We start from the raw sequence: 19,198 nt of genomic DNA on the forward strand, positions 1-19,198 counted from the left end.
CACAATGGTCGGACATGTCCGCTGACGACGCCCAGCTATTGGCGACCATCGAGGTCGCGATGGTCTTTTGCCTGTCTGGCGTGCTGCTGCTGTTTTCTGGCGGCGAGGCACGGCGCGTCCTGCGCTACTGGGCGGCGGCGGGGCTCGGCTTTTGTGTGCGCGAGTGGTCTGCGTCGCGGTTGGCGATCGACCTTTCCGGGTTGTTGTGGGACCGGGCTGGGATGGCGCTGCTGTCGCAATTTGCCGAGCACGTCGTCCTCATCGCGATCGTGGCTGGCGCGTATGAACTTCGCGGCGGCGCGCGGATCACGCGGACTGCACTCGGGGTGTTTCTGGTTGTTGGAGCGCTCGGCGCGCTTGCCCTCGTGTCGCTCCCGGGCATGACCATGGGTGACGCCGTGGCGTGGCGAGGTGTGATCGCCGTTGGGTGCGCCGCTGTCATGTGCGCCGCGGTGTTCCTGCTCCGGGGCGAGCTGGTCATCGAGTCCCGGGTTGGGCGCCGCGTCTTGCTGGTGACCGTCGCCCTCCTTGCCCTGGAGCGATTGGCCGCGGGATACCTCCGCCTCGCGGTCCCGAGGCAGTGGCCCGCGCCCGATTGGTTCGTGCTGCTCCCGATCCTCGAACTGCTGCTCATCGTCGTGGGGCTTGTGGCGACGGTGGTCGTCCTGCTGGAGCGTGAGCAGGCGGAGGCGCGCCGACAGCGGGAGGACGCCGGGCGCGCGGAACGGGAACTCCACGCTCGCGATGCGTGGTTCGGGCAGCTCATCGACAGCGCCAGCGACATCATCACCGTGCTGGACGAGACCGCGACCATTCGTTTCGAGAGCCCCGCGGTGACGCGGGTACTCGGGTACGGGACCCGCGACAACGTGGGTGCATCGGCGCTGCGGCTGGTGCATCCAGAAGACCAGGCCGGCGTAAGTCTCGTGCTCGAAGGTGTGCTCAGCGGTCGAGTGGCGGTCGGGCAGGCGAAGTTTCGATACAAGGCGAAGGATGGGAGTTGGCGCGTCCTTGAATCGGAGGGACGCGAGCTCACGTGGGAGGGGAGCGAACGTCGTTTCGTCGTCACGACGCGTGATGTCACCGAGCGCGAACTCCTGGAGCAGCGGCTGGTGCATGCCGGAAAGATGGAGAGCATCGGCCGCCTCGCCGGTGGGGTGGCGCACGATTTCAACAACCTGCTCACCGTGATTATGTCCAACGCTGCCCTTGCCCAGGTGAATGGGATGGCGAAGGCCGCGGTGGGACGGGAACTGGAAGAGATTGCTGGTGCGTCAGCGCGGGCCGCACGGCTCACTTCTCAGCTGTTGGCCTTCTCGCGACGCCAGGTCGTGGCCCTGCAACCGGTGGACCTGCGGAGCACATTGCCCCCGCTCCTGGGCATGTTACGACGCCTGGTGGGTGAGCGAGTGGAGATTGAGGCCGACGTGGCCCCTGACCTTCCGCCGGTGCATGCCGATCCGGGCCAGGTGGACCAGGTGATCACCAACCTGGTGATCAATGCGCGTGACGCCATGCCGGACGGCGGACGCGTCACGCTCGTGGCCTCGCTGCGGCATCTCGAGGCGCACCCCGTCCCGGCGAACGAGGAGGTGGTCCCGGGTCGCTACGTCCTGGTCCGGGTGACGGACACGGGGCCGGGCATTCCGGCGGCCGTTCGCGATCACTTGTTCGAGCCGTTCTTCACGACCAAGGATCGGGGCCGTGGGACGGGACTTGGTCTCGCGACGTGTTACGGTATTGTGCGGCGCCATGGCGGACACATCTGGCACGAGGACGCCGCAGGCGGTGGGGCCTCATTTGTGGTCTGCCTGCCGCTCTCGGCAGATCCGGTCCCGCGCGCGCGGCAGATCGGCGCGCCGTCAGCGGACGCGGTGCGTGGGTCGGAGACCATCCTGCTCGTCGAAGATGACGCGCACGTGCGTGCGACGACCGAGCGGATTCTCGCGGAGTTTGGGTATCAGGTCCACACCGCGGAACATGGGGAGGACGCCCTGCGCCTCCTGCCCGGCATCCCGACGCCGGACCTGGTCGTGACCGACGTCGTGATGCCGCAGATGGATGGGGTGGCGCTCGCGGAGCGGCTGCGGGAGACCATGCCCGACCTGCCCGTGGTGTTCGTGAGCGGCTACAACGAACATGCTGAGGTGATGGACCGCACGGTGCCGGGCCAGACGCGCCACGTGAGCAAGCCGTTTACGCCGCTCGAGCTGTTGCTGGCGATCCGCGGGCTCCTGGACGTCCGCGTGTCATCCGCGGCGCACTAGCGGCGCTCTGCCTGCGCGGCGGCGCGCCGCACCGCGCGAATCGCCTGGGTGTGCTCACTGAAGGTCTCGCGGAACTCGTGGTGCCCATCGGGGTGGGCGACGAAGTAGAGCCACGGCACCTTCGCGGGGTTGGCGGCGGCCGCCATGCTCGGCGCACCAGGCGAAGCAATGGGTCCTGGGGGGAGCCCCGAGTTCCGATAGGTGTTGTACGGTGAGTCGATCTCCAGGTCCTTGTAGAGGACGCGGCCGACATGTCGACCGAGCGCGTACTGCACCGTCGGATCGGCCTGCAAGCGCATGCCGATCTTCAGTCGATTGTGGTAGACGGCCGAGATGATTGGCCGCTCTTCGGGGACCCGGGCCTCGGTTTCGATGATGCTGGCGAGGGTGAGCAGGTCATGCCGGGTCATCGCCATGGCACGGCCGCGCTCATCCCACTCGGTCTTCCACACGGACTCGAAGCGCTCGACCATGTGGCGTACCGCCTCTCGTGCGCTCGTGCCAGGCGAGAAGGCGTAGGTGTCCGGAAAGAGGTATCCCTCAATGGTTGGCGTCGGCACGTCGAGGCGACGCCGGAGTGCGGTGTCGGCGACCGCGGCCTGCACCGAATCGATCGGCACCTCGAGCACGCGCGCGAGTTGCGGGGCGATCCGAAAGAGGTTCCACCCCTCGGGTATCGTGATGATCCGGAGCAGCCCGCGCCCGGATTGCAGGGCATCGAGCACCTCACCCCAGGACTGCCGTGCGGTGAGTTCGTACGTCCCTGCCTTGATGCGGCGATCACGCCCGGTCCACGCCGCATATCGCATGAAGAGCCGCGGGAAGCGGATGACGCCCCGCGCATGGAGCGACTCGGCGGCCACCCGAAACGACGCGCCCGAGGGGACCACGATGCGACGCGGGGTGGGATCACCGCTACACGCCAACAGCATCCCGATGGTGATCGCCCCCAGGCCCGCCCGCCGCGTCACTCGGGGACCTCCCGGTCCGCGAACGACAGGGCGTGTTGCAACAGGACCGTGGCGGCGAGGGCATCCACGTCGCCCTTGCGGCCCTCCGTGCTGCCGCCCAACTCCCGGATCGCGCGGAGCGCGGCGGCCGTGGTGAAGCGCTCGTCCACGAGACGTACGGCCGCACCGGTCCGCTCCCCCAGCGTGCGGGCGATCTCGCGGACCTCGAGGGCGCGGGGCGTGTCGTTCCCGTCGCCGTCCAGCGGGAGCCCCAGCACGATGTCGGTGGCGTCGAGCGCCTGAAATTGCCGGACCAGCTCGGCTACTGGTGGGCGCTTGCCCGCGCGGCGAAGGATGAACCCGGCGGGCGTGGCGATCGTGCGTGACGGGTCGGAGATGGCGAGGCCGATGCGTCGCTCGCCGTAATCGATGGCCAGGACGCGTCCCGGCCCGGAGCCCGCCGACATCACCCCTGGGCCATCTGCACGAAGAACTCCCGGTTGGTCTTCGCGCGGGCCAGCTGCTTGGTGAGGAATGTGATCGCTTCGTCGGACGGCATGTCGCCGAGGAAGGTGCGGAGCAGGTAGACGCGGTTCATCTCTTCGCGATCGAGCAGCAGCTCCTCGCGCCGGGTGCCGGACTTGTTGATGTCGATGGCCGGATAGATGCGCTTGTTGCCGATTTCGCGGCTCAACACCAACTCCATGTTGCCGGTCCCCTTGAACTCCTCGAAGATCACCTCGTCCATCCGCGACCCGGTTTCGACGAGCGCAGTGGCCACGATCGTGAGCGACCCACCGTCCTCGATCTTGCGCGCCGAGCCAAAGAACTTCTTGGGCTTTTGCATGGCGGAAGCATCGAGGCCCCCGGACATGATGCGCCCGGACTGGGGCAACACGGCGTTGTGGGCGCGCGCGAGCCGGGTGATGGAGTCCAGCAGGATGACCACGTCGCGGCCGGCTTCCACCAGCCGCTTGGCCTTCTCGATGACCATCTCCCCAACCGCGACATGCCGTTCGGATGGCTCATCGAAGGTCGACGCGACGACTTCTGCCCCGGGGACATTCTCGAGGAAGTCGGTGACCTCTTCCGGTCGCTCGTCGATGAGCAACACGATGAGGCACACCTCCGGATGATTCGTCACGATGGCATTCGCCATCTTCTGCAATAGGATGGTCTTGCCCGCCCGCGGGGGGGCCACGATCAGGCCCCGTTGCCCCTTGCCGATTGGCGCGACCAGGTCGACCACGCGCATCGACAGATCCCCGTCTTCCAGGCGCAAGCGCTGGTCTGGATACCGCGGCTTGAGGTTCTCGAACGTCAGCCGCGGGGCCGACGGGTCGGGCACGTCACCATTGACCGTGTCGACCTTGAGCAGGGCGAGGTACTTCTCCCACTGCTTGGGCGGCCGCACTTCCCCGCGAATCGTGTCACCGGTACGCAGGTCGAAACGCTTGATCTGCGACGGCGAGACGTAGATGTCGTCGGGGCCGTGGAGGTAGCTCCAATCCTGGCTTCGGAGAAATCCGAAGCCTTCGTCCATGATCTCGAGGACGCCTTCGGAATGGAGGGGGACCTGTTGGTCGAGCAGCCTTTGCTCGATCCGGAAGATCAGGTCCTGCTTTCGCAGCCCGATGGTCTCCCCGACCTGCAGCTCTGTCGCCAGCGACTGAAGGTCGGGAATGGACTTCCGCTTGAGCTCGGCAATATCCACGGCGGGCGGCACGGTTGGCGGGGTCGCAAAGCGCGAACCCTCGCGAAGCTAGTGCTGGCGGGCGCTGCCGGGCAAGCACTGTGGGGGGATGCGCGAGGCGGGATTCGAACCCACGACCTTCGGCTCCGGAGGCCGACGCTCTATCCAGCTGAGCTACTCGCGCGGGATCCCGGGTGTGACCGGGACCGACCGGACCGGGGGGAACGCCCCTCGGGTAACCGGACTCCCAGTGTAACCCACCCCCGGGGGAGGTACAAGCCGGGTGTCGAGCGACCGATACTCCCAGGGAGCCCCCCGAGGCCCGCCCGCATCCCACACCCCCTGGCCCGTGACCGTGAAGACTGCCTCCGTCGAGGCCTCTCCCTGCTACGACGTCTTCGTCGCCCGGCAGCCGATTTTTGAGGCGGACGGTCGCCTCGCGGCGTACGAGCTGCTGTACCGGCGCTCGGGCGAGCACACGACCGCCGATGCACTCTCGGCTGAAACCATGGCTGCGGAGGTCCTGGTCCAGACCTTCCTGAACATGGGACTGGACAAGGTGACCGGCGAAGCACGCGCCTTCCTGAACTTCACGCGCGACATGCTCCTGCAGGGAGTGTTCGGCCTCTTTGATCCTCGCCAGGTGGTGATCGAGGTCCTCGAGACGGTCACCCCGGACGACGAGGTGCTGGCCACGATCGAGACCATGGTGAAGAATGGCTACACGGTGGCGCTGGACGACTTCGAGTATTCGCCGGCGTGGGACCGCTTCCTCCCGCACGTCGGGATCGTGAAGGTCGATGTGCTTGAACGGCCGTTCGCCGACCTGGAGGTGTTGGTCGGGCAACTTCGACCCTTTGGAGTGACGCTCCTCGCCGAACGTGTCGAGACGCGCGAGGTGGAGGCCAAGTGCAAGGCACTGGGCTTCACCCTCTTCCAGGGGTACTACTACCAGCGCCCCGAAATCCTCGTCAAGCGGGAAATGCAGGCGGGGCAGTTGACGATCCTCCGCCTGATGAACCTGCTCCGGGACGCCGATTCACCCGACAGCCGGCTCGAGGAAGCGTTTCGGGGTGACGTCTCCCTGACCATGAAGTTGTTGCGCACCGTGAACTCCGCCGCGATGGGAGGGCGCGGGATCGAGTCGATCCGGCACGCCGTGCGGATGGTGGGGCGGTCGGAGCTGCACAAGTGGCTGGCCCTCCTCCTGGTGTCCTCCGTGGCGAGCCGTGGCGGGATGGACCTCGAGGTGGTGCGGGCCGCGCTGGCGCGGGCGCGCTTTGCCGAGATGATCGGGTTGCAGAAGGGCGACCGACGGGCGAGCGAGTCGCTGTTCATGGTGGGGCTGTTTTCGCTGCTGGAGGCGGCGCTGCGGCTGCCGCTGGCCGAGATTCTCGAGAAGATCGACCTGGCGGAGGAGATCAAGCGTGCGCTGCTGGTTCGCAGCGGTCCCTACGCCGGTCCCCTGTCCCTGGTCGAGAGCTACGAGAAGGCCACCTGGGACGTAGTGACAGCCGAGGCGCAGGCAATCAACGTGGATCCCGCCCTGCTTGGCGACATGTATCTGGCTGCATTGCTCTGGGCGCGTGAGCGCCTGACGGACGCGTAGGGCCGTCGCCTAACGCGGCCCCGTGACCGGGGTCGCCAGTGGGGTTGGCGTGCGCCCCGCGATCCAGTGCCGGGCGTGGTCCAGCGCATCCTCCAGCGTCAGGAAGACTGCGTCGCCGCCAAGCTCAGGCCATAGTGCCGAGCGCTCGAGGGCCAGCCGGGGCTGCGCATGCACCTCCGCGACGAGGACCAGGATCCGTTCGGCGCGACTGCGACGGACGACATCTCGTAGCGCACGCAGGGCGGTGGCGTCGAGCAGCGTGACCTCGCGCATGCGGATGATCAGGACCTTCGGACGGCGCGCCACCTGTGCCAATGTGTCCTTGAAACGTTCAGCGGCCCCGAAGAAGAAGGCTCCGCTTACTTCGAAGACCTCAACCCCGTCCGGTATCGCCACGGCGGACAGCTCGCGGTCACTGCCCGCGGCCTCGTCCTGCAAGGCGCGCCGCATCGGGTTCACTCCGGTGGTATCCGCCATCCGGTACATGAACAGGAACGAGGCCAGGACCATCCCGACCTCGATCGCCACCGTGAGGTCGACCACCACGGTCAACAGGAATGACACCAACAGGACGGCGACGTCGGCCCGTGGCGCGCGCAGGTCATCGACGAAGTTCTGCCACTCGCTCATGTGGTACGCGACGAGGAGCAGGATGGCGGCGAGGGTCGCCAGAGGGATCAAGGAGGCCCACCGGCCAAAGAGGACTGTGATGAGGAGGAGGACCACCGCGTGCCACATCCCTGCGACGGGCGTTCGCGCGCCGTTCTTGATGTTTGTCGCCGTCCGTGCGATGGCCCCGGTCGCCGGGATCCCGCCGAAGGTGGCCGACGCCACGTTCGCGATCCCTTGGGCGACAAGTTCCATGTTGGATCGATGGCGTGAGCCGATCATCCCATCGGCGACGACGGCGGAGAGGAGCGATTCGATGGCTCCCAGCAGGGCGAGGGCAAAGGCTGGCGAGATGAGGCGGGTGGCTTCCGACAGGGTGATGGCTGGCGGCCGCGGCATCGGCAGCTCAAGGGTCAACGCGCCAAAGCGGGACCCGATGGTCTCCACCGGGAGCTGGAACGCCTGAACAACCACGGTCGTGACGATCAACGCGACCAACGGGGCAGGGATCCGGCGACTGATGCGCGGCCACAGCAGGAGGATGGCACCGGCGAGGCACGTGATTCCGATAGCCCACGGGTTGGTCGAGCCGACATTCTGAGCGTAGGCCTCCACCTTGGCGAAGAACTCCGCCGGCACGGGGCCCATCGAGAGGCCGAGGGCGTCCTTCACCTGGCCGAGGGCAATGATCACCGCGATCCCCGACGTGAAGCCCGTGATGAGCGGCTGCGGGATGAACTTGATGACCAGCCCCATCCGCGCGATGCCCATGGCGATGAGCATCAACCCGGCCAGCGTGGTGGCCACGCGCAGTCCGTCGATCCCGTACTCCTGTACGATGCCGTAGATGATCACGACAAAGGCGCCGGTCGGCCCCCCGATCTGCACCCGCGATCCACCGAGGGCGGAGATCAGGAAGCCGGCGATGATGGCGGTGATCAGGCCGGCCTGGGGCGTCACCCCACTGGCAATGGCGAAGGCAATGGCCAGCGGCAGGGCCACGATACCCACGATCGTGCCGGCCAGAAGGTCGCTGGCGAGTTGGGGGCGTGAGTACCCCTGCAGGGTCGTCGCGAGTTTCGGGACGAGGTCGCGCACCGTGACAATCTACGATGACTCGGCTGGAGACGGCGGGGCGGTGGGAAATGGGTTCAGCGCCACGCCGGTTCCCGTGCGGAGCGTGCGGGTGACGCTGCGTATCGCGCGGCTCGTCACGCCCGACCACGCGATGTGACACCGGCATGGCGGGGGGGTGTGTCGCGCGCGAACTTCCGGGGACTGCGTCCTTTTCGGAGCTGCCCTGATGACTCGCGCTGTTCGCGTCGCTACTCGCTTGTTGGTTGCCGCGCTTCTCCTGCCACAGCTCACGGCGGGCCAGACGCCGCCGCGCGCGGGTTTGCCGCTCCAGGCGGCACGGCGCCTGACGTACACCGCCACCCGGGGCTCATGGATCTCGGTCGACGTGAGCCCGGATGGCCAGCGTATCGTCCTGGACTTCCTCGGCGACATCTACACCATTCCGATCGCCGGCGGGTCGGCCACGCGCCTGACGAGTGGATTGGCGCACGACGCACAGCCGCGGTTCAGTCCCGACGGCCGACGCATCGCGTTCCTCAGCGACCGCAGCGGTGGCGACAACCTCTGGGTCATGGGCGCCGACGGTCGCGACACCGTGCAGCTGTCGAAGACCTCCGACGACATGTACGTGTCACCAGAGTGGACGCCGGATGGCAAGTACCTGGCCGTGACGCGCTCGGGGCAGGGCGCCCCGAAGATCTTCTTCTATCACGTGGACGGTGGGGCGGGGGTGCAGGTCATCCGCGAGCCGGCCCCGCTGTCGGCCATTGGGGCGACCTTCTCGCCCGACGGCCGCAACATGTGGTACGCAACCCGACAGGCGACGTGGACCTACAACGCCATCTTTCCGCAATACCAGCTGGCGCAGTACGATCGGCAGCTGGGCACGGCGACGACGATGACGGCGCGGTATGGGTCCGCCTTCCGACCGGCCGTCTCCCCGGACGGCAAGTGGCTCGCCTACGGCAGCCGGTACGAGGAGAAGACCGGCTTGCGTCTGCGCGAGCTGGCGACGGGAGAGGAACGGTGGCTCGCGTACCCGATCCAGCGCGACAACCAGGAGTCGATGCTCGAGATTGATGCGTTGCCCGGTTACGACTTCACGCCGGACAGCCGGGCGATCGTGATGAGCTATGGTGGCGAGATCTGGCGTGTGCCGGTGGACGGCTCGGCGCCGTCGAAGATTCCGTTCTCGATTGACGTCGACGTGGCCATTGGGCCGGAGGTGAAGTTCCAGTACCCGATCGAGGACACGCCGACGATCGTCGCGTCGCAGATCCGCGACGGGGTGCCGTCGCCCGATGGGCGGCGGCTGGCCTTCTCAGCGTTCGGCGACCTGTGGGTGATGGACCTGCCTTCGGGCACGCCGCGTCGCGTGGTCGGGAGCGCGGAAGGCGAACATCATCCGGCGTGGTCGCCGGATGGGCAGTGGATCGCCTACGTCACCTGGACGACGACCGGTGGTCACATCCACAAGGTCCGGTCCGACGGTACGGGCCAGCCGGTCCGTCTGACCAACGAGACGGCAACCTATTATGCGACGCAGTGGGCCCCAGATGGGGGCCGCATCGTCGCCATGCAGGCGGATGCGCGGGAACTTCGCGATGCGCTGCAGCGCTTTGGAGGCGGGCAGGCGGCGCGCTTTGTATGGGTAAGTGCCGATGGCGGTCCGGTGACGCGCATTCGGGGGGCCGGCGGGCTGGGCGACCCCCACTTCACCAGCGACGCGACGCGGATCCATGCCTATGGCGGCGGTGAGGGGTTGGTCTCGTTCCGGTGGGACGGGACCGACCTTCGGCAGCATGTGCGGGTGACCGGCCAGGCCGGCCCTGGCGGCGGGCAAGCCCCGAGCGCCTCTACCGTACGGATGGCGCCACGCGGCGATCTCGCCCTCGCCCAGGTCGGGTCGGACTTCTACACGGTGGTGGTGCCGCAAGTGGGTGGACCGGTCCCGGTGATCTCGGTGGCCAACCCCGACAATGCAGCCACGCCGGTCCGCAAGCTCTCGGACATTGGCGGGGAGTTTCCGGCGTGGCAGTCCAATGGCCGTGTGGTGCATTGGTCGATTGGCAATGCGCTGGTGACGTATGACCTGGATCGTGCGCAGGCCGTTGATGACTCGGTGCGGACGGCGCGACGGGCGGCGGCGGCCGACACGACGCGGCGCACGGCACGTGATTCCGCCGCGGCCTACAAGCCCACAGAAGTTCGCGTCCAGGTGACGGGGAATCGGGACACCCCGCGTGGGGCCGTCGTGTTGCGTGGGGCACGCGTGATCACGATGCGGGGCACCGAGGTGCTGGCCGGAGCGGACGTGGTCGTGCGCGACAACCGCATCGTGGGCGTCGGGCGCCGCGGGAGTGTGCCAGTGCCCGCGGGCGCGCGCATCATCGATGTGCGTGGCAAGACGATCGTGCCGGGCTTCGTGGACACCCATGCGCACTTTCGGCACTCGCCAGACATCCACACGGTGCAGCCGTGGGCGTTGCTGGCCAACCTGGCCTATGGCGTGACGACGACGCGCGATCCCCAGACCGGGTCGACCGACGTGCTGTCGTATGCCGATCGCGTCACGGTAGGTGAGCTGGTGGGTCCGCGGATCTACTCGACCGGGCCGGGGATCTTCGCCGGTGAACGCATCCGCTCGTTGGAGCAGGCGCGGAACGTCCTCAAGAGATATAGCGAGTACTACGACACGAAGACGATCAAGATGTACGGCGCGGGCAACCGGCAGATCCGCCAGTGGATCATGATGGCGGCGCGCGAGCTCAAGTTGATGCCGACCACCGAGGCGGGGCTGGCCTTCCGCACCAACATCACGATGGCGCTCGACGGGTATGCGGGGATCGAGCACAACCTCCCGATCACGCCGTTGTTCGACGATGTCCTCAAGTTGTTCGCCACGTCGGGCACCGTGTCGACCCCGACCCTGCTGGTGACCTATGGTGGGCCGTGGGCCGAGAACTGGTACTACACGCGCGAGAACCCCAACAAGGATCCCAAGCTGCGTCGCTTTACGCCGGATGATGACCTGGACGCGAAGACGCGGCGTCGAGGCACCGGCGCCGGGGGCTCACCAGGCCCGGCGGGGTGGTTCATGGACGAGGAGTTCCATTTCAAGGAACACGCGAAGGTCATCCGCGACCTGGTGGCCGCGGGCGGCAAGGCGGGGATCGGGAGCCATGGGCAGCTGCAGGGGCTCGGGTATCACTGGGAGCTCTGGACGGTGGCATCTGGTGGTTTGTCCAACCACGATGCCCTCCGGGTGGCCACGCTCATGGGGGCCACGGCCCTCGGCCTCGAGCGCGACCTTGGCTCCGTCGAACCGGGGAAGCTGGCCGACCTGGTCGTGCTGGACGCGGATCCGCTGGTCAACATTCGCAATACCAACACCGTGCGGTGGGTGATGCGGAATGGACGGCTCTACGACGGCAACACGCTGGACGAGGTGTGGCCGCGTCAGCGGGCCCTGCCGCCGCAGCCCTGGCGGCAGCCGGCACCACAGGTCAACGCGGGGGTCCGGTAGCGGGCGCGGCATCGCGGATCGCACTGTCGCGGGCCGCGCCTTCGATCTGGCTCCGCAACGCATCCACCGAGCGCGGCTCCGGCACCGTGGTGTAGGGGAGGAGGATCGAGATCCGCCGGTTCGAGGGATTCTGCGGGTCGCCCGGGTACTTGAGCTGGCGGTCCGCGAGGCCATTGACCTCGACGATCCGCGCCGGCGGGATGCCGCTGCGCTCAAGGATCCGCCGCGCCGCGTTGGCGCGGTCGCCCGACAACTCCCAGTTGGTGTAGTCCACCCGGCCGTAGGGGCGCGCGTCGGTGTGCCCCTCGATCACCATTGGGTTGTCCATCTCGTTCAGCTGGCCGGCGATGACGCCGAGGGCCGTGGCGCCGATGTCCTTCATGCTGGCGGAACCCACCTCGAAGAAGGTGTTGCCGCGCGAGTTCTCCAGCATCTCGATCCGCAGCCCCGCGTTGGTGATCGTGATCTCGATGTTGGAGGTCATGAGCCCGTCGCCGGCGATCGAGTCCATCTTGCCGGTGAGCACGCGCTTGATCTCCTCAAAACGGCGTTCCTCGAGCGAGCGCAGGGCGACCTGCATCGCCTCGCGCTGCACGGAGGCCGGGGATGATCCACTGGCCAGCGGACTCGAGCCGGACGAGTACCCCTTCTTAAAGCCGATCGGGTTGGAGAAGTACCCCTCGATCGCCTTCTTGGTGTTCTCGTCCATGCCGAGGATCCACATCACCATGAAGAAGGCCATCATGGCGGTCACGAAGTCGGCGTAGGCCACCTTCCAGGAGCCGCCGTGGTGGCCATGGCCGCCCTTCTTGATCTTCTTGATGATGATGGTCTTGCCGCCACCCTTGGCCACGTTACGCTGCCTTCTTGCGCGTCAGCCCTTCCAACTCGGCGAACGAGGGCCGGTCTGCGGGTTCGATGTTGCGACGGGCAAACTCGACGCAGGTCATCGGCGCGTCGCCGCGTGCAAACGAGAGGAGCGCCGTGCGGATGCAGGCCATGTACTGTCCCTCGGCGCGCTGGCGCGCCTCGACGGACTTGGCAAACGGGCCGATCATCCCGTAGGCGAGGAGAATGCCCAGGAACGTTCCCACGAGGGCCGCGGCGACTTTGTTGCCGATTTCCGATGCCGCGCCACCGATCGAGCCCATCGTGATGACCACGCCGAGCACGGCGGCGACGATCCCGAAGCCCGGCATCGCGTCGCCCATCAGGGTGATGGCATTGGGGACCTGGTGCTCTTCCTCGTGGTGTCGCTCGAGGTCCAGGTCGAGGATCTCCGCCAGGTGATGATCCTCGACGGCACCCGTCAACAACACCTTGAGTGTATCGCAGAGGAATACGACCGCGTGGTGGTGATGCAGGAATCCCTTGTACTTCGAGAAGATCGCACTCTTCTTCGGGTCCTCGATGTGGGGTTCCAGGGCGATCAGGCCGTCCTTGCGCGCCGTCTGGAAGACCTCGAACAGGACCTGCAGCAACTCCCCGTACGACTTCTTAGTAAAGGGATTCGGCTTGAGGGCGGCGATGGAGGCCGAAATGGACTGCTTGATGACCGTCGGCGGGTTGGCCAGGATGAACGCACCGATGCCGGCGCCGCCGATAATGATGAACTCGGTTGGTTGCCAGAGCACCGCGAGCTTGCCGTGGTGCAGCACGTACCCCGCAATGACGGAGCCGAGGACGACCACGAGGCCGATGATCTGGAACACGCGACGGGGAGAGGCGGGTGAACGAAAGAGTGGGGCACTTCGGAGTATCGGCGCATGGGCACGCCGGGGTGAGTCCTGGCCGTCAGGGCGACGCGCGTGGCTTTACGCCGCCAATCAGGTCGCGGGCCGCCGCGTCGGCGCCAGCCCGGCGATTCTGGTCCGCGACCTGACTCGCGATCTCCTCACGAACAATCGAGACATGCGACGGCGCGTCGATGCCCAGGCGCACGCCCCGGCGATCGCTCGCCAGGACGACAATGCGAATGCCGCCGTCGATCATGACGGCATCCCCGGGCTTTCGGCTGAGAATCAACATCGCTACACCATCGCGAGAATGGCGGCGGCCATCTCGTCGGCCGTCTGGACGAGCTTGGTGGCGGCCGCGTACGCCTGCTGGTGTCGCATCAGGAGTGTGAGTTCCTCGTCAATCGAGACCCCGGCCACGGACGCCCGGCGGTTATCTGCCTGCTTGGTCAGCGCGTCGTAGACCTCGTGCTGGTGCGACGCGTCAGCGACCGACACCCCGAGTCCGGAGATCGTCTGGGCATGATGGTCGATATACGACTCCCCTGTGGCGAAGCCGATGACCGTGGCGAAATTGGCCCCCAGCCGAGCTTGCAGGGCAGCCATGCCGCTATCGTCGCGCAACGCAGACAGGGCCAGCGCGACGTTGTTGTTCCCCGCCGCATTTTGTGCGTCACCGGCTGCGATCACGGCGGCGCTGGTGGTGACGGCCGCTGAGAGTCGGATCCCGCCGGCGGTGGTCCAGGCCGGGTCGAAGAAGTCCACCATCGAGCCGGTGGGGCCGTTGACCGGGTTCCAGTTGCTGCCGCCTAACGCGTCGCCCGCGGTCGTCCACCCGCTGCGGTGGTACTCGTTGACGCCGTTGACCAGGCCCCGCGCGAAACCATCGAGGCGCGCGGTCAGCGCGGGCAAGTCGACGTTAATGACGTCGACCATGGCTTGCAGTGGGCCGGTCACACCCACGAGTGGATCGGGGTCACCCTTCAGGCCGAGCGAGACGGTCGTCCCGCCCCGGAGCTCGAGGGTACGCGCATTCGTCGCGTCCACCAGCATCGTGGAGCGAATGTAGACCGCCATCGTCCCGTTGGCCTGGATCTCGGTGCGCGCCCCTGCGATCTGTGCCAGTCGGTCGGCGATGCGGTCTCGCGCATCGCGCAGGTCCGGTGCCTGCAACCCGCCCACTTCCGCCGAGGTGATCTGCCGATTGAGGTCTCCGAGTTGCCCGGCAAGGACATTGATCTCGGCCACCGTCTCCCCGAGTCGCGAGCGCGTCCGGGTGGAGAGGTCGGCCAGGCGCGTGGCGTACGAATTCAGCGACGTCGCCAGCTGGATGCCCCGTTGACGCACCACACTCTGTGCCGCCGGGCTCGACGGCGCATTGGACAAGTCGCTCCACGCGTTCCAGAACTGGTCCAGGGTGGTCGAGAGTCCGTTGTCGCTGGGTTCGGCCAACACCTGTTCCGCTTCCGCGAGCACGTCGTAGCGCAGCAGGAACGCGTCGCGCGTGCCAACTTCGCGTCGGTAGCTGTTGTCGAGATGTTCCGAGCGGAGCCGGATGACATTGGAGACCGTGGCACCGGTCCCGACATTGCCGAACGAGAACGCCTGCGGCCATCGCGCGACCAGCTCGGCGCGCTGCCGGGAGTAGCCCTCGGTCTCAGCATTGGCGAGGTTGTGCGATACCGTCTGCAGCGCGGTCTGGTGGGCGGAGATCGCCGTCCGCGCGATGCTGAGGATGCTCCCGAAGGTCGACACGTCAGGCGCGCCGGTTGACGAGGTAGGCCTGGCCACCGCCCGACGCGTTCGCGGGACCGTAGCCGACCTTCTGGTCCGGGACGCCGGCCAGGGCGCGCACCATGTCCTCGCCGGTCGCGAGGGCCTCGCGGAGCAATTGGCGATTGGTCGCGACCTCGCGGGCCAAGCGTTGGGCGGCACCCTGCAGTTCGTCCCGCGCGACACGCAGGGCTTCGGTGGCATGGGGCCCGAGCCGCTCGAGCAGGTCACGCAAGGCGAGCGCCTCGGGCTGGCCCAGACGCGCATTGAGGGTGCGCCGGCGCTTGCGTGCCTCGCCTAACGTCAAGAGGATCCGCTGGACCGCGAAGACCGAATCGTCGATGGCCGCCAGGTCATCCGCGGCGACCGCCTCGCGCTGCTGGTGCATGGCGGTCACCAACTCCTCGATGAGGCGGCGCTCGGAGACGAGCGCATCCGTGAGTCCGCTGATCAGCGTCGGCCAGTTGGCCACCGCCGTCGCGGGGGTATCAGCGGTGGGATAGACGGGGACGGCCATCATTGGGGCGGTGTGGTCGAGAGAGCGCCGGCGGCGCGAAAGCGCTCGACGAGGGCGTCGGCGAAGGTGCTCGGCCACTCCTGGGGAACCAGGGCGGCCAGGTGTTGGTCCATGAGGCTGTTGAACATCTCTTCGCCCGCTCCGCCGTTGGTCAGTCCATCGGTGGGCACGGTCTCCCGCATCGCCTTGAAGAGCTGCTCGACAAACACGCCTTCGAGCTGCCTTACGGCGTGCGCGAGGCGCTGTTCATCAGCCGACGGCGCGACCGGGCCGGTGGGAGCAATGGTGGGAATGGTCATCGGGCCACGACCTCCGCGGAGAGTGCGCCAACGGTCCGCAGCGCTTCAAAGACCTGCGCCACGAGCTGCGGTGGTGTGCGGACGGCGTGGAGCGCGGCCGCAAGCTGCTGCACCGTCGCCCCGGTGGGCATGCGCAGCCCGTTGGGCGTGGCGGCCGCGGCGGCGATGGTATCCACGGGGACGCCCCCAATGGACAGCGAGATGCCGCCGACGCTGACCAGGCCGGGGCCGAGGGTCAGGTCGCCACCCGCGACGACCGTGCCATTGCGTTGGTCAATCACGATGCGCGCCGGTCGGCGCAGCTCAACAGTCAGGTTGCGAATGCGCTCGAGCGCCATGGCCGGGCCGCCGGCGCTGTCCGGAATGGTCAAGGTGATGGCGCCGGGATCCTCCACCTTGGCCGTTTCCTTGCCCACGACCGAGTCGATCGTCGCGGCAATGCGGGCAGCCGTGCCGATGTCGGGGCTCCGGAGGATGAGGCGCGTGGCGGTAGCAAAGGCCGGTCGCGGCAGCTCGGCCTCGACCACGCCTCCGCCGACAATGCGGCCGCTGGCCCCAGTCCATCCGACCCGTCGCCTCACGAGGTCTCCATCCTCGATCAGCAGGGCGCCCTGGGCCGTGCCCATGGCGGTGCCGCCCACTTCAGCGACCAGTGGGGTCATCCACAAGACGCCATCGCGGAGCGAGCGTGCATCGCCGACGGAACTCACGTGGACGTCAAAACGACCGCCGGGGCGCAGCCACGGGGAAACTTCCGCGGTAACGAGGACCGCGGCGACATTGCGCGTGCGGAGTAGCTCCGGAGGCACGATAATGTCAAAACGCCGCAGCAAGTTGGCCACCGACTGCACGGTGTGCTGGGCGTTGCGCCCGGTGTAGGCGATGTCCCCCGTCCCGGCGAGTCCGGTGACGAGGCCGTACCCAACCAGCCGCAGCGGGACGCCCTGATCGTCGACCACCAGGTCGCGCACCGGCACACGCTGGGCGGCGGCTGCCCCGGGGCCGAAGAGAAGCCCCGCGACGAGGAGGGTCCGCACCACGGTCAGGAGCGTCTTCATGGCCAGAACAGCCCGAGGAGCTTGCTGATGATCCCGTTTTTCGGCTTGCCCAGTCCCTTCGGCGCGGCGTAGCTGATCTGCGCGTCGGCAATGGCCTCGGAGCGGATGATGTCGCGAGCCCCGACGTCGATCGGGCGCACGAACCCGGCGATCGTGAGGGTGGTCTTGTTCTTGTCGACGTCGATGGTCTTGGTACCGCGCACCTGCAGCAGTCCTTCAGGGGTCACGGCGATGATCCGGACGGCAAGTTCACCGACGTAGCGGGTGTCGCGGGTCGCGTTGCCGCGCTGGCGCGAGTCGCCGCCATCGCCGGTCTCGATCGAGGCGTCGATGGCTCCGAGCGGGGCGGCCGCGCCCGGCATGGCCGGCGGGGTGAGGCCGACATCCATGCGGCGCCGGCGTGAGGCCGTGTTGGCCGTCGATTTGTTGGCCTCGGCCAGCGCGTATTCGTCGACCCACACTTGCAGGATGTCGCCGACGCCAAACGCCCGACGATCGGAGGTCCAGTTCGTGAGGCGCGCCACGGGGGCCTTGGCCGAATCGGGGCGAGCGGCACCCTGCTGTGCGCCCATGGCACGCGCCGCGCTGGCCATCAGCAGCAGGACGCCGCCGAGGATGGCGAGGGGGCCCCAGGCGCGCCGCCGACGCGCGGCCGGCGGGACGGCGGGAATCACGGTCACACGGCGTGGCGTCGTGACGACATCGCAATGGTGAATCATGGGGTCCTCAGGGAGTCAATGAGCAGGACGTGGCCCGGTCCCTGGACCCGACCCTGCACGGTACGTTTAGGGCCGAGGCGCACCGCCACGGCATCGTCCATCTCGGCATCGCGGGTCGCGACGCCGCGCGTCATCACCTCGACCTCTCCCACGCGAATCGCCACGTCGACCGTGCTGCCCCTTGGAACCAGCGGTCGCCGGGCGATGGCCGGCGGTCGAAGGACTTCCCCAGCGCGGATCGTGCGCCGTGTGACCCATCCCGAGAGTGTTCCGGGGAGGTCGGCGTGCAGGCCCCGGACCGCGACGCGCGCGACCCTCAGGTCGCTCTCGCTGAGCACCGTTCCACGTGGGAGGTGGCGCGTCGCGACCGGGGCAAGAAAAGTCTGGCAGTCCGCGCAGGACGTGGTGGCCGCCCGGTCCTGCGCCGGGACGTCGGCGACCGCGCCGAGGAGGAGGCCCAGGACGGCCGCCACCCGCAACACGCCGGGTGCGGCGATCGCCCCGGGGATGACCGGGACGCCGCGTGTGGCACGTTGGCGGAGGCGCATTACCGCACCATGTTGTTAGCCACCTGCATCATCTCCTCGGCGTTCTTGATGGCCTTGGAGTTGATCTCGTACGCGCGCATGGACGTGATCATGTCGACCATCTCCTGCACGATTTCCACGTTGCTGCCTTCCAGGTGCCCCTGCAGTACGCGGCCGAAGGCGTCGTCCTGCGGAAACCCGACAATCGGTGCCCCGGAGGCCGGCGTCTCGCTGTAGAGGTTCTCGCCGAGTGCGGTGAGTCCCGTGGGGTTCATGAACCGCGCCAGCTCAATGCGGCCAACCTCGACGACGCGGGTCGTGTCGTTGCCTTGCTGAACGGACACGGTGCCGTTGGATGAGATCGACAACTCGGAGGCATCCGTCGGCAGCTTGATGCCGGGGACCACGGCGTAGCCAGCGGACGTGACCAGGGTGCCGGTGTCGGAGATGCTGAAGGAGCCATCTCGCGTGTAGGCCACGGCCCCACTGGGCAGCTGGACCTGGAAGAACCCCTGACCCTCGATGGCCAGGTCGAGTTCGCGGTTGGTCTGTTCGACCGGTCCCTGCGCATGCATCCGCTGCACCGCATTGAGCCGCGTGCCGCGCCCGACCTGGATCGCCGGGCTCGTGTTGGCGTCCGGGGTACCGAGCACGGCGGGGTTCTGCACCGTCTGGTACAGGAGGTCCTCGAAGTGCGCGCGGCTCCGCTTGAACGCCGTCGTGTTGACGTTCGCGAGGTTGTTGGCAATGACCTCGGTGCGGAGCTGCTGGGCGGCCATGCCGGTGGCGGAGGCGCGAAGGGCGGGATTCATGCGGGGTACCGGGTCGCAGGTGAACG

Annotated in this window: 17 protein-coding genes and 1 tRNA gene; 3 read left to right on the forward strand and 15 right to left on the reverse strand. The window is 67.7% G+C overall.

Annotated elements, in window-relative coordinates; genetic code table 11:
* Positions 1 to 14 precede the first annotated feature (14 nt).
* Positions 15 to 2,267, forward strand: coding sequence for a response regulator (locus IPK85_25130; GenBank protein ID MBK8250653.1), 2,253 nt, complete (start codon positions 15 to 17; stop codon positions 2,265 to 2,267).
* On the opposite strand, the gene mltG is transcribed toward IPK85_25130, so the two are convergent.
* From mltG to IPK85_25150, 4 genes are all read right to left on the reverse strand, one after another.
* The gene (mltG, locus tag IPK85_25135; protein ID MBK8250654.1) at positions 2,264 to 3,238 is read right to left on the reverse strand and encodes an endolytic transglycosylase MltG; all 975 of its coding nucleotides are present in this window, start codon (positions 3,236 to 3,238) and stop codon (positions 2,264 to 2,266) included. The two genes, IPK85_25130 and mltG, sit on opposite strands and share 4 nt — an antisense overlap.
* Positions 3,235 to 3,684, reverse strand: coding sequence for a Holliday junction resolvase RuvX (gene ruvX, locus IPK85_25140; protein MBK8250655.1), 450 nt, complete (start codon positions 3,682 to 3,684; stop codon positions 3,235 to 3,237). Before ruvX ends, mltG begins: the two co-directional genes overlap by 4 nt.
* Positions 3,684 to 4,931, reverse strand: coding sequence for a transcription termination factor Rho (rho, locus tag IPK85_25145; GenBank protein MBK8250656.1), 1,248 nt, complete (start codon positions 4,929 to 4,931; stop codon positions 3,684 to 3,686). The genes ruvX and rho overlap by 1 nt, the downstream gene beginning before the upstream one ends.
* 89 nt (positions 4,932 to 5,020) lie before the next feature.
* Positions 5,021 to 5,094 (reverse strand) — tRNA-Arg (locus IPK85_25150).
* 171 nt (positions 5,095 to 5,265) lie between these two features.
* Here IPK85_25150 and IPK85_25155 point away from each other — a divergent pair.
* Complete coding sequence (locus IPK85_25155) at positions 5,266 to 6,519, forward strand: HDOD domain-containing protein (GenBank protein ID MBK8250657.1); 1,254 nt, start codon at positions 5,266 to 5,268, stop codon at positions 6,517 to 6,519.
* 9 nt (positions 6,520 to 6,528) lie between these two features.
* Here the strand turns inward: IPK85_25155 and IPK85_25160 are convergent, their stop codons facing one another.
* Positions 6,529 to 8,235 carry an STAS domain-containing protein gene (locus IPK85_25160; protein MBK8250658.1) on the reverse strand — a complete coding sequence of 569 codons (1,707 nt, stop codon included), beginning with the start codon at positions 8,233 to 8,235 and terminating at the stop codon, positions 6,529 to 6,531.
* Positions 8,236 to 8,431: 196 nt separating this feature from the next.
* Between IPK85_25160 and IPK85_25165 the strand changes: the two genes are divergently transcribed.
* Positions 8,432 to 11,731, forward strand: a complete 3,300-nt coding sequence (locus IPK85_25165) for a PD40 domain-containing protein (protein MBK8250659.1) — start codon at positions 8,432 to 8,434, stop codon at positions 11,729 to 11,731.
* Here the strand turns inward: IPK85_25165 and IPK85_25170 are convergent.
* From IPK85_25170 to flgG, 10 genes are all read right to left on the reverse strand, one after another.
* The gene (locus IPK85_25170) at positions 11,712 to 12,584 is read right to left on the reverse strand and encodes an OmpA family protein (protein MBK8250660.1); all 873 of its coding nucleotides are present in this window, start codon (positions 12,582 to 12,584) and stop codon (positions 11,712 to 11,714) included. The two genes, IPK85_25165 and IPK85_25170, sit on opposite strands and share 20 nt — an antisense overlap.
* Before the next feature lies 1 nt (position 12,585).
* Complete coding sequence (motA, locus tag IPK85_25175) at positions 12,586 to 13,443, reverse strand: flagellar motor stator protein MotA (GenBank protein ID MBK8250661.1); 858 nt, start codon at positions 13,441 to 13,443, stop codon at positions 12,586 to 12,588.
* 82 nt (positions 13,444 to 13,525) lie between these two features.
* Entirely contained in the window at positions 13,526 to 13,759 is a 234-nt protein-coding gene (locus IPK85_25180; GenBank protein MBK8250662.1) for a carbon storage regulator, read from the reverse strand.
* A gap of 2 nt (positions 13,760 to 13,761) precedes the next feature.
* Positions 13,762 to 15,222 carry a flagellar hook-associated protein FlgK gene (gene flgK / locus IPK85_25185; protein ID MBK8250663.1) on the reverse strand — a complete coding sequence of 487 codons (1,461 nt, stop codon included), beginning with the start codon at positions 15,220 to 15,222 and terminating at the stop codon, positions 13,762 to 13,764.
* A gap of 1 nt (position 15,223) precedes the next feature.
* Positions 15,224 to 15,760: a flagellar export chaperone FlgN gene (gene flgN, locus IPK85_25190; GenBank protein MBK8250664.1), complete on the reverse strand. Its 537-nt coding sequence runs from the start codon at positions 15,758 to 15,760 to the stop codon at positions 15,224 to 15,226.
* On the reverse strand, positions 15,757 to 16,056 hold the full coding sequence (locus IPK85_25195; protein ID MBK8250665.1) for a rod-binding protein: 300 nt from the start codon (positions 16,054 to 16,056) through the stop codon (positions 15,757 to 15,759). Before IPK85_25195 ends, flgN begins: the two co-directional genes overlap by 4 nt.
* On the reverse strand, positions 16,053 to 17,114 hold the full coding sequence (locus IPK85_25200; GenBank protein MBK8250666.1) for a flagellar basal body P-ring protein FlgI: 1,062 nt from the start codon (positions 17,112 to 17,114) through the stop codon (positions 16,053 to 16,055). Before IPK85_25200 ends, IPK85_25195 begins: the two co-directional genes overlap by 4 nt.
* Entirely contained in the window at positions 17,111 to 17,833 is a 723-nt protein-coding gene (locus tag IPK85_25205; GenBank protein ID MBK8250667.1) for a flagellar basal body L-ring protein FlgH, read from the reverse strand. Before IPK85_25205 ends, IPK85_25200 begins: the two co-directional genes overlap by 4 nt.
* Positions 17,830 to 18,381 carry a flagellar basal body P-ring formation protein FlgA gene (flgA, locus tag IPK85_25210; protein MBK8250668.1) on the reverse strand — a complete coding sequence of 184 codons (552 nt, stop codon included), beginning with the start codon at positions 18,379 to 18,381 and terminating at the stop codon, positions 17,830 to 17,832. The genes IPK85_25205 and flgA overlap by 4 nt, the downstream gene beginning before the upstream one ends.
* A complete protein-coding gene (gene flgG / locus IPK85_25215; protein ID MBK8250669.1) occupies positions 18,381 to 19,172 on the reverse strand; it encodes a flagellar basal-body rod protein FlgG in 792 nt (263 codons plus the stop codon). The genes flgA and flgG overlap by 1 nt, the downstream gene beginning before the upstream one ends.
* Between the last annotated feature and the right edge of the window lie 26 nt (positions 19,173 to 19,198).

Source organism: Gemmatimonadota bacterium (genome assembly GCA_016712265.1).
Classification (GTDB): domain Bacteria; phylum Gemmatimonadota; class Gemmatimonadetes; order Gemmatimonadales; family Gemmatimonadaceae; genus RBC101.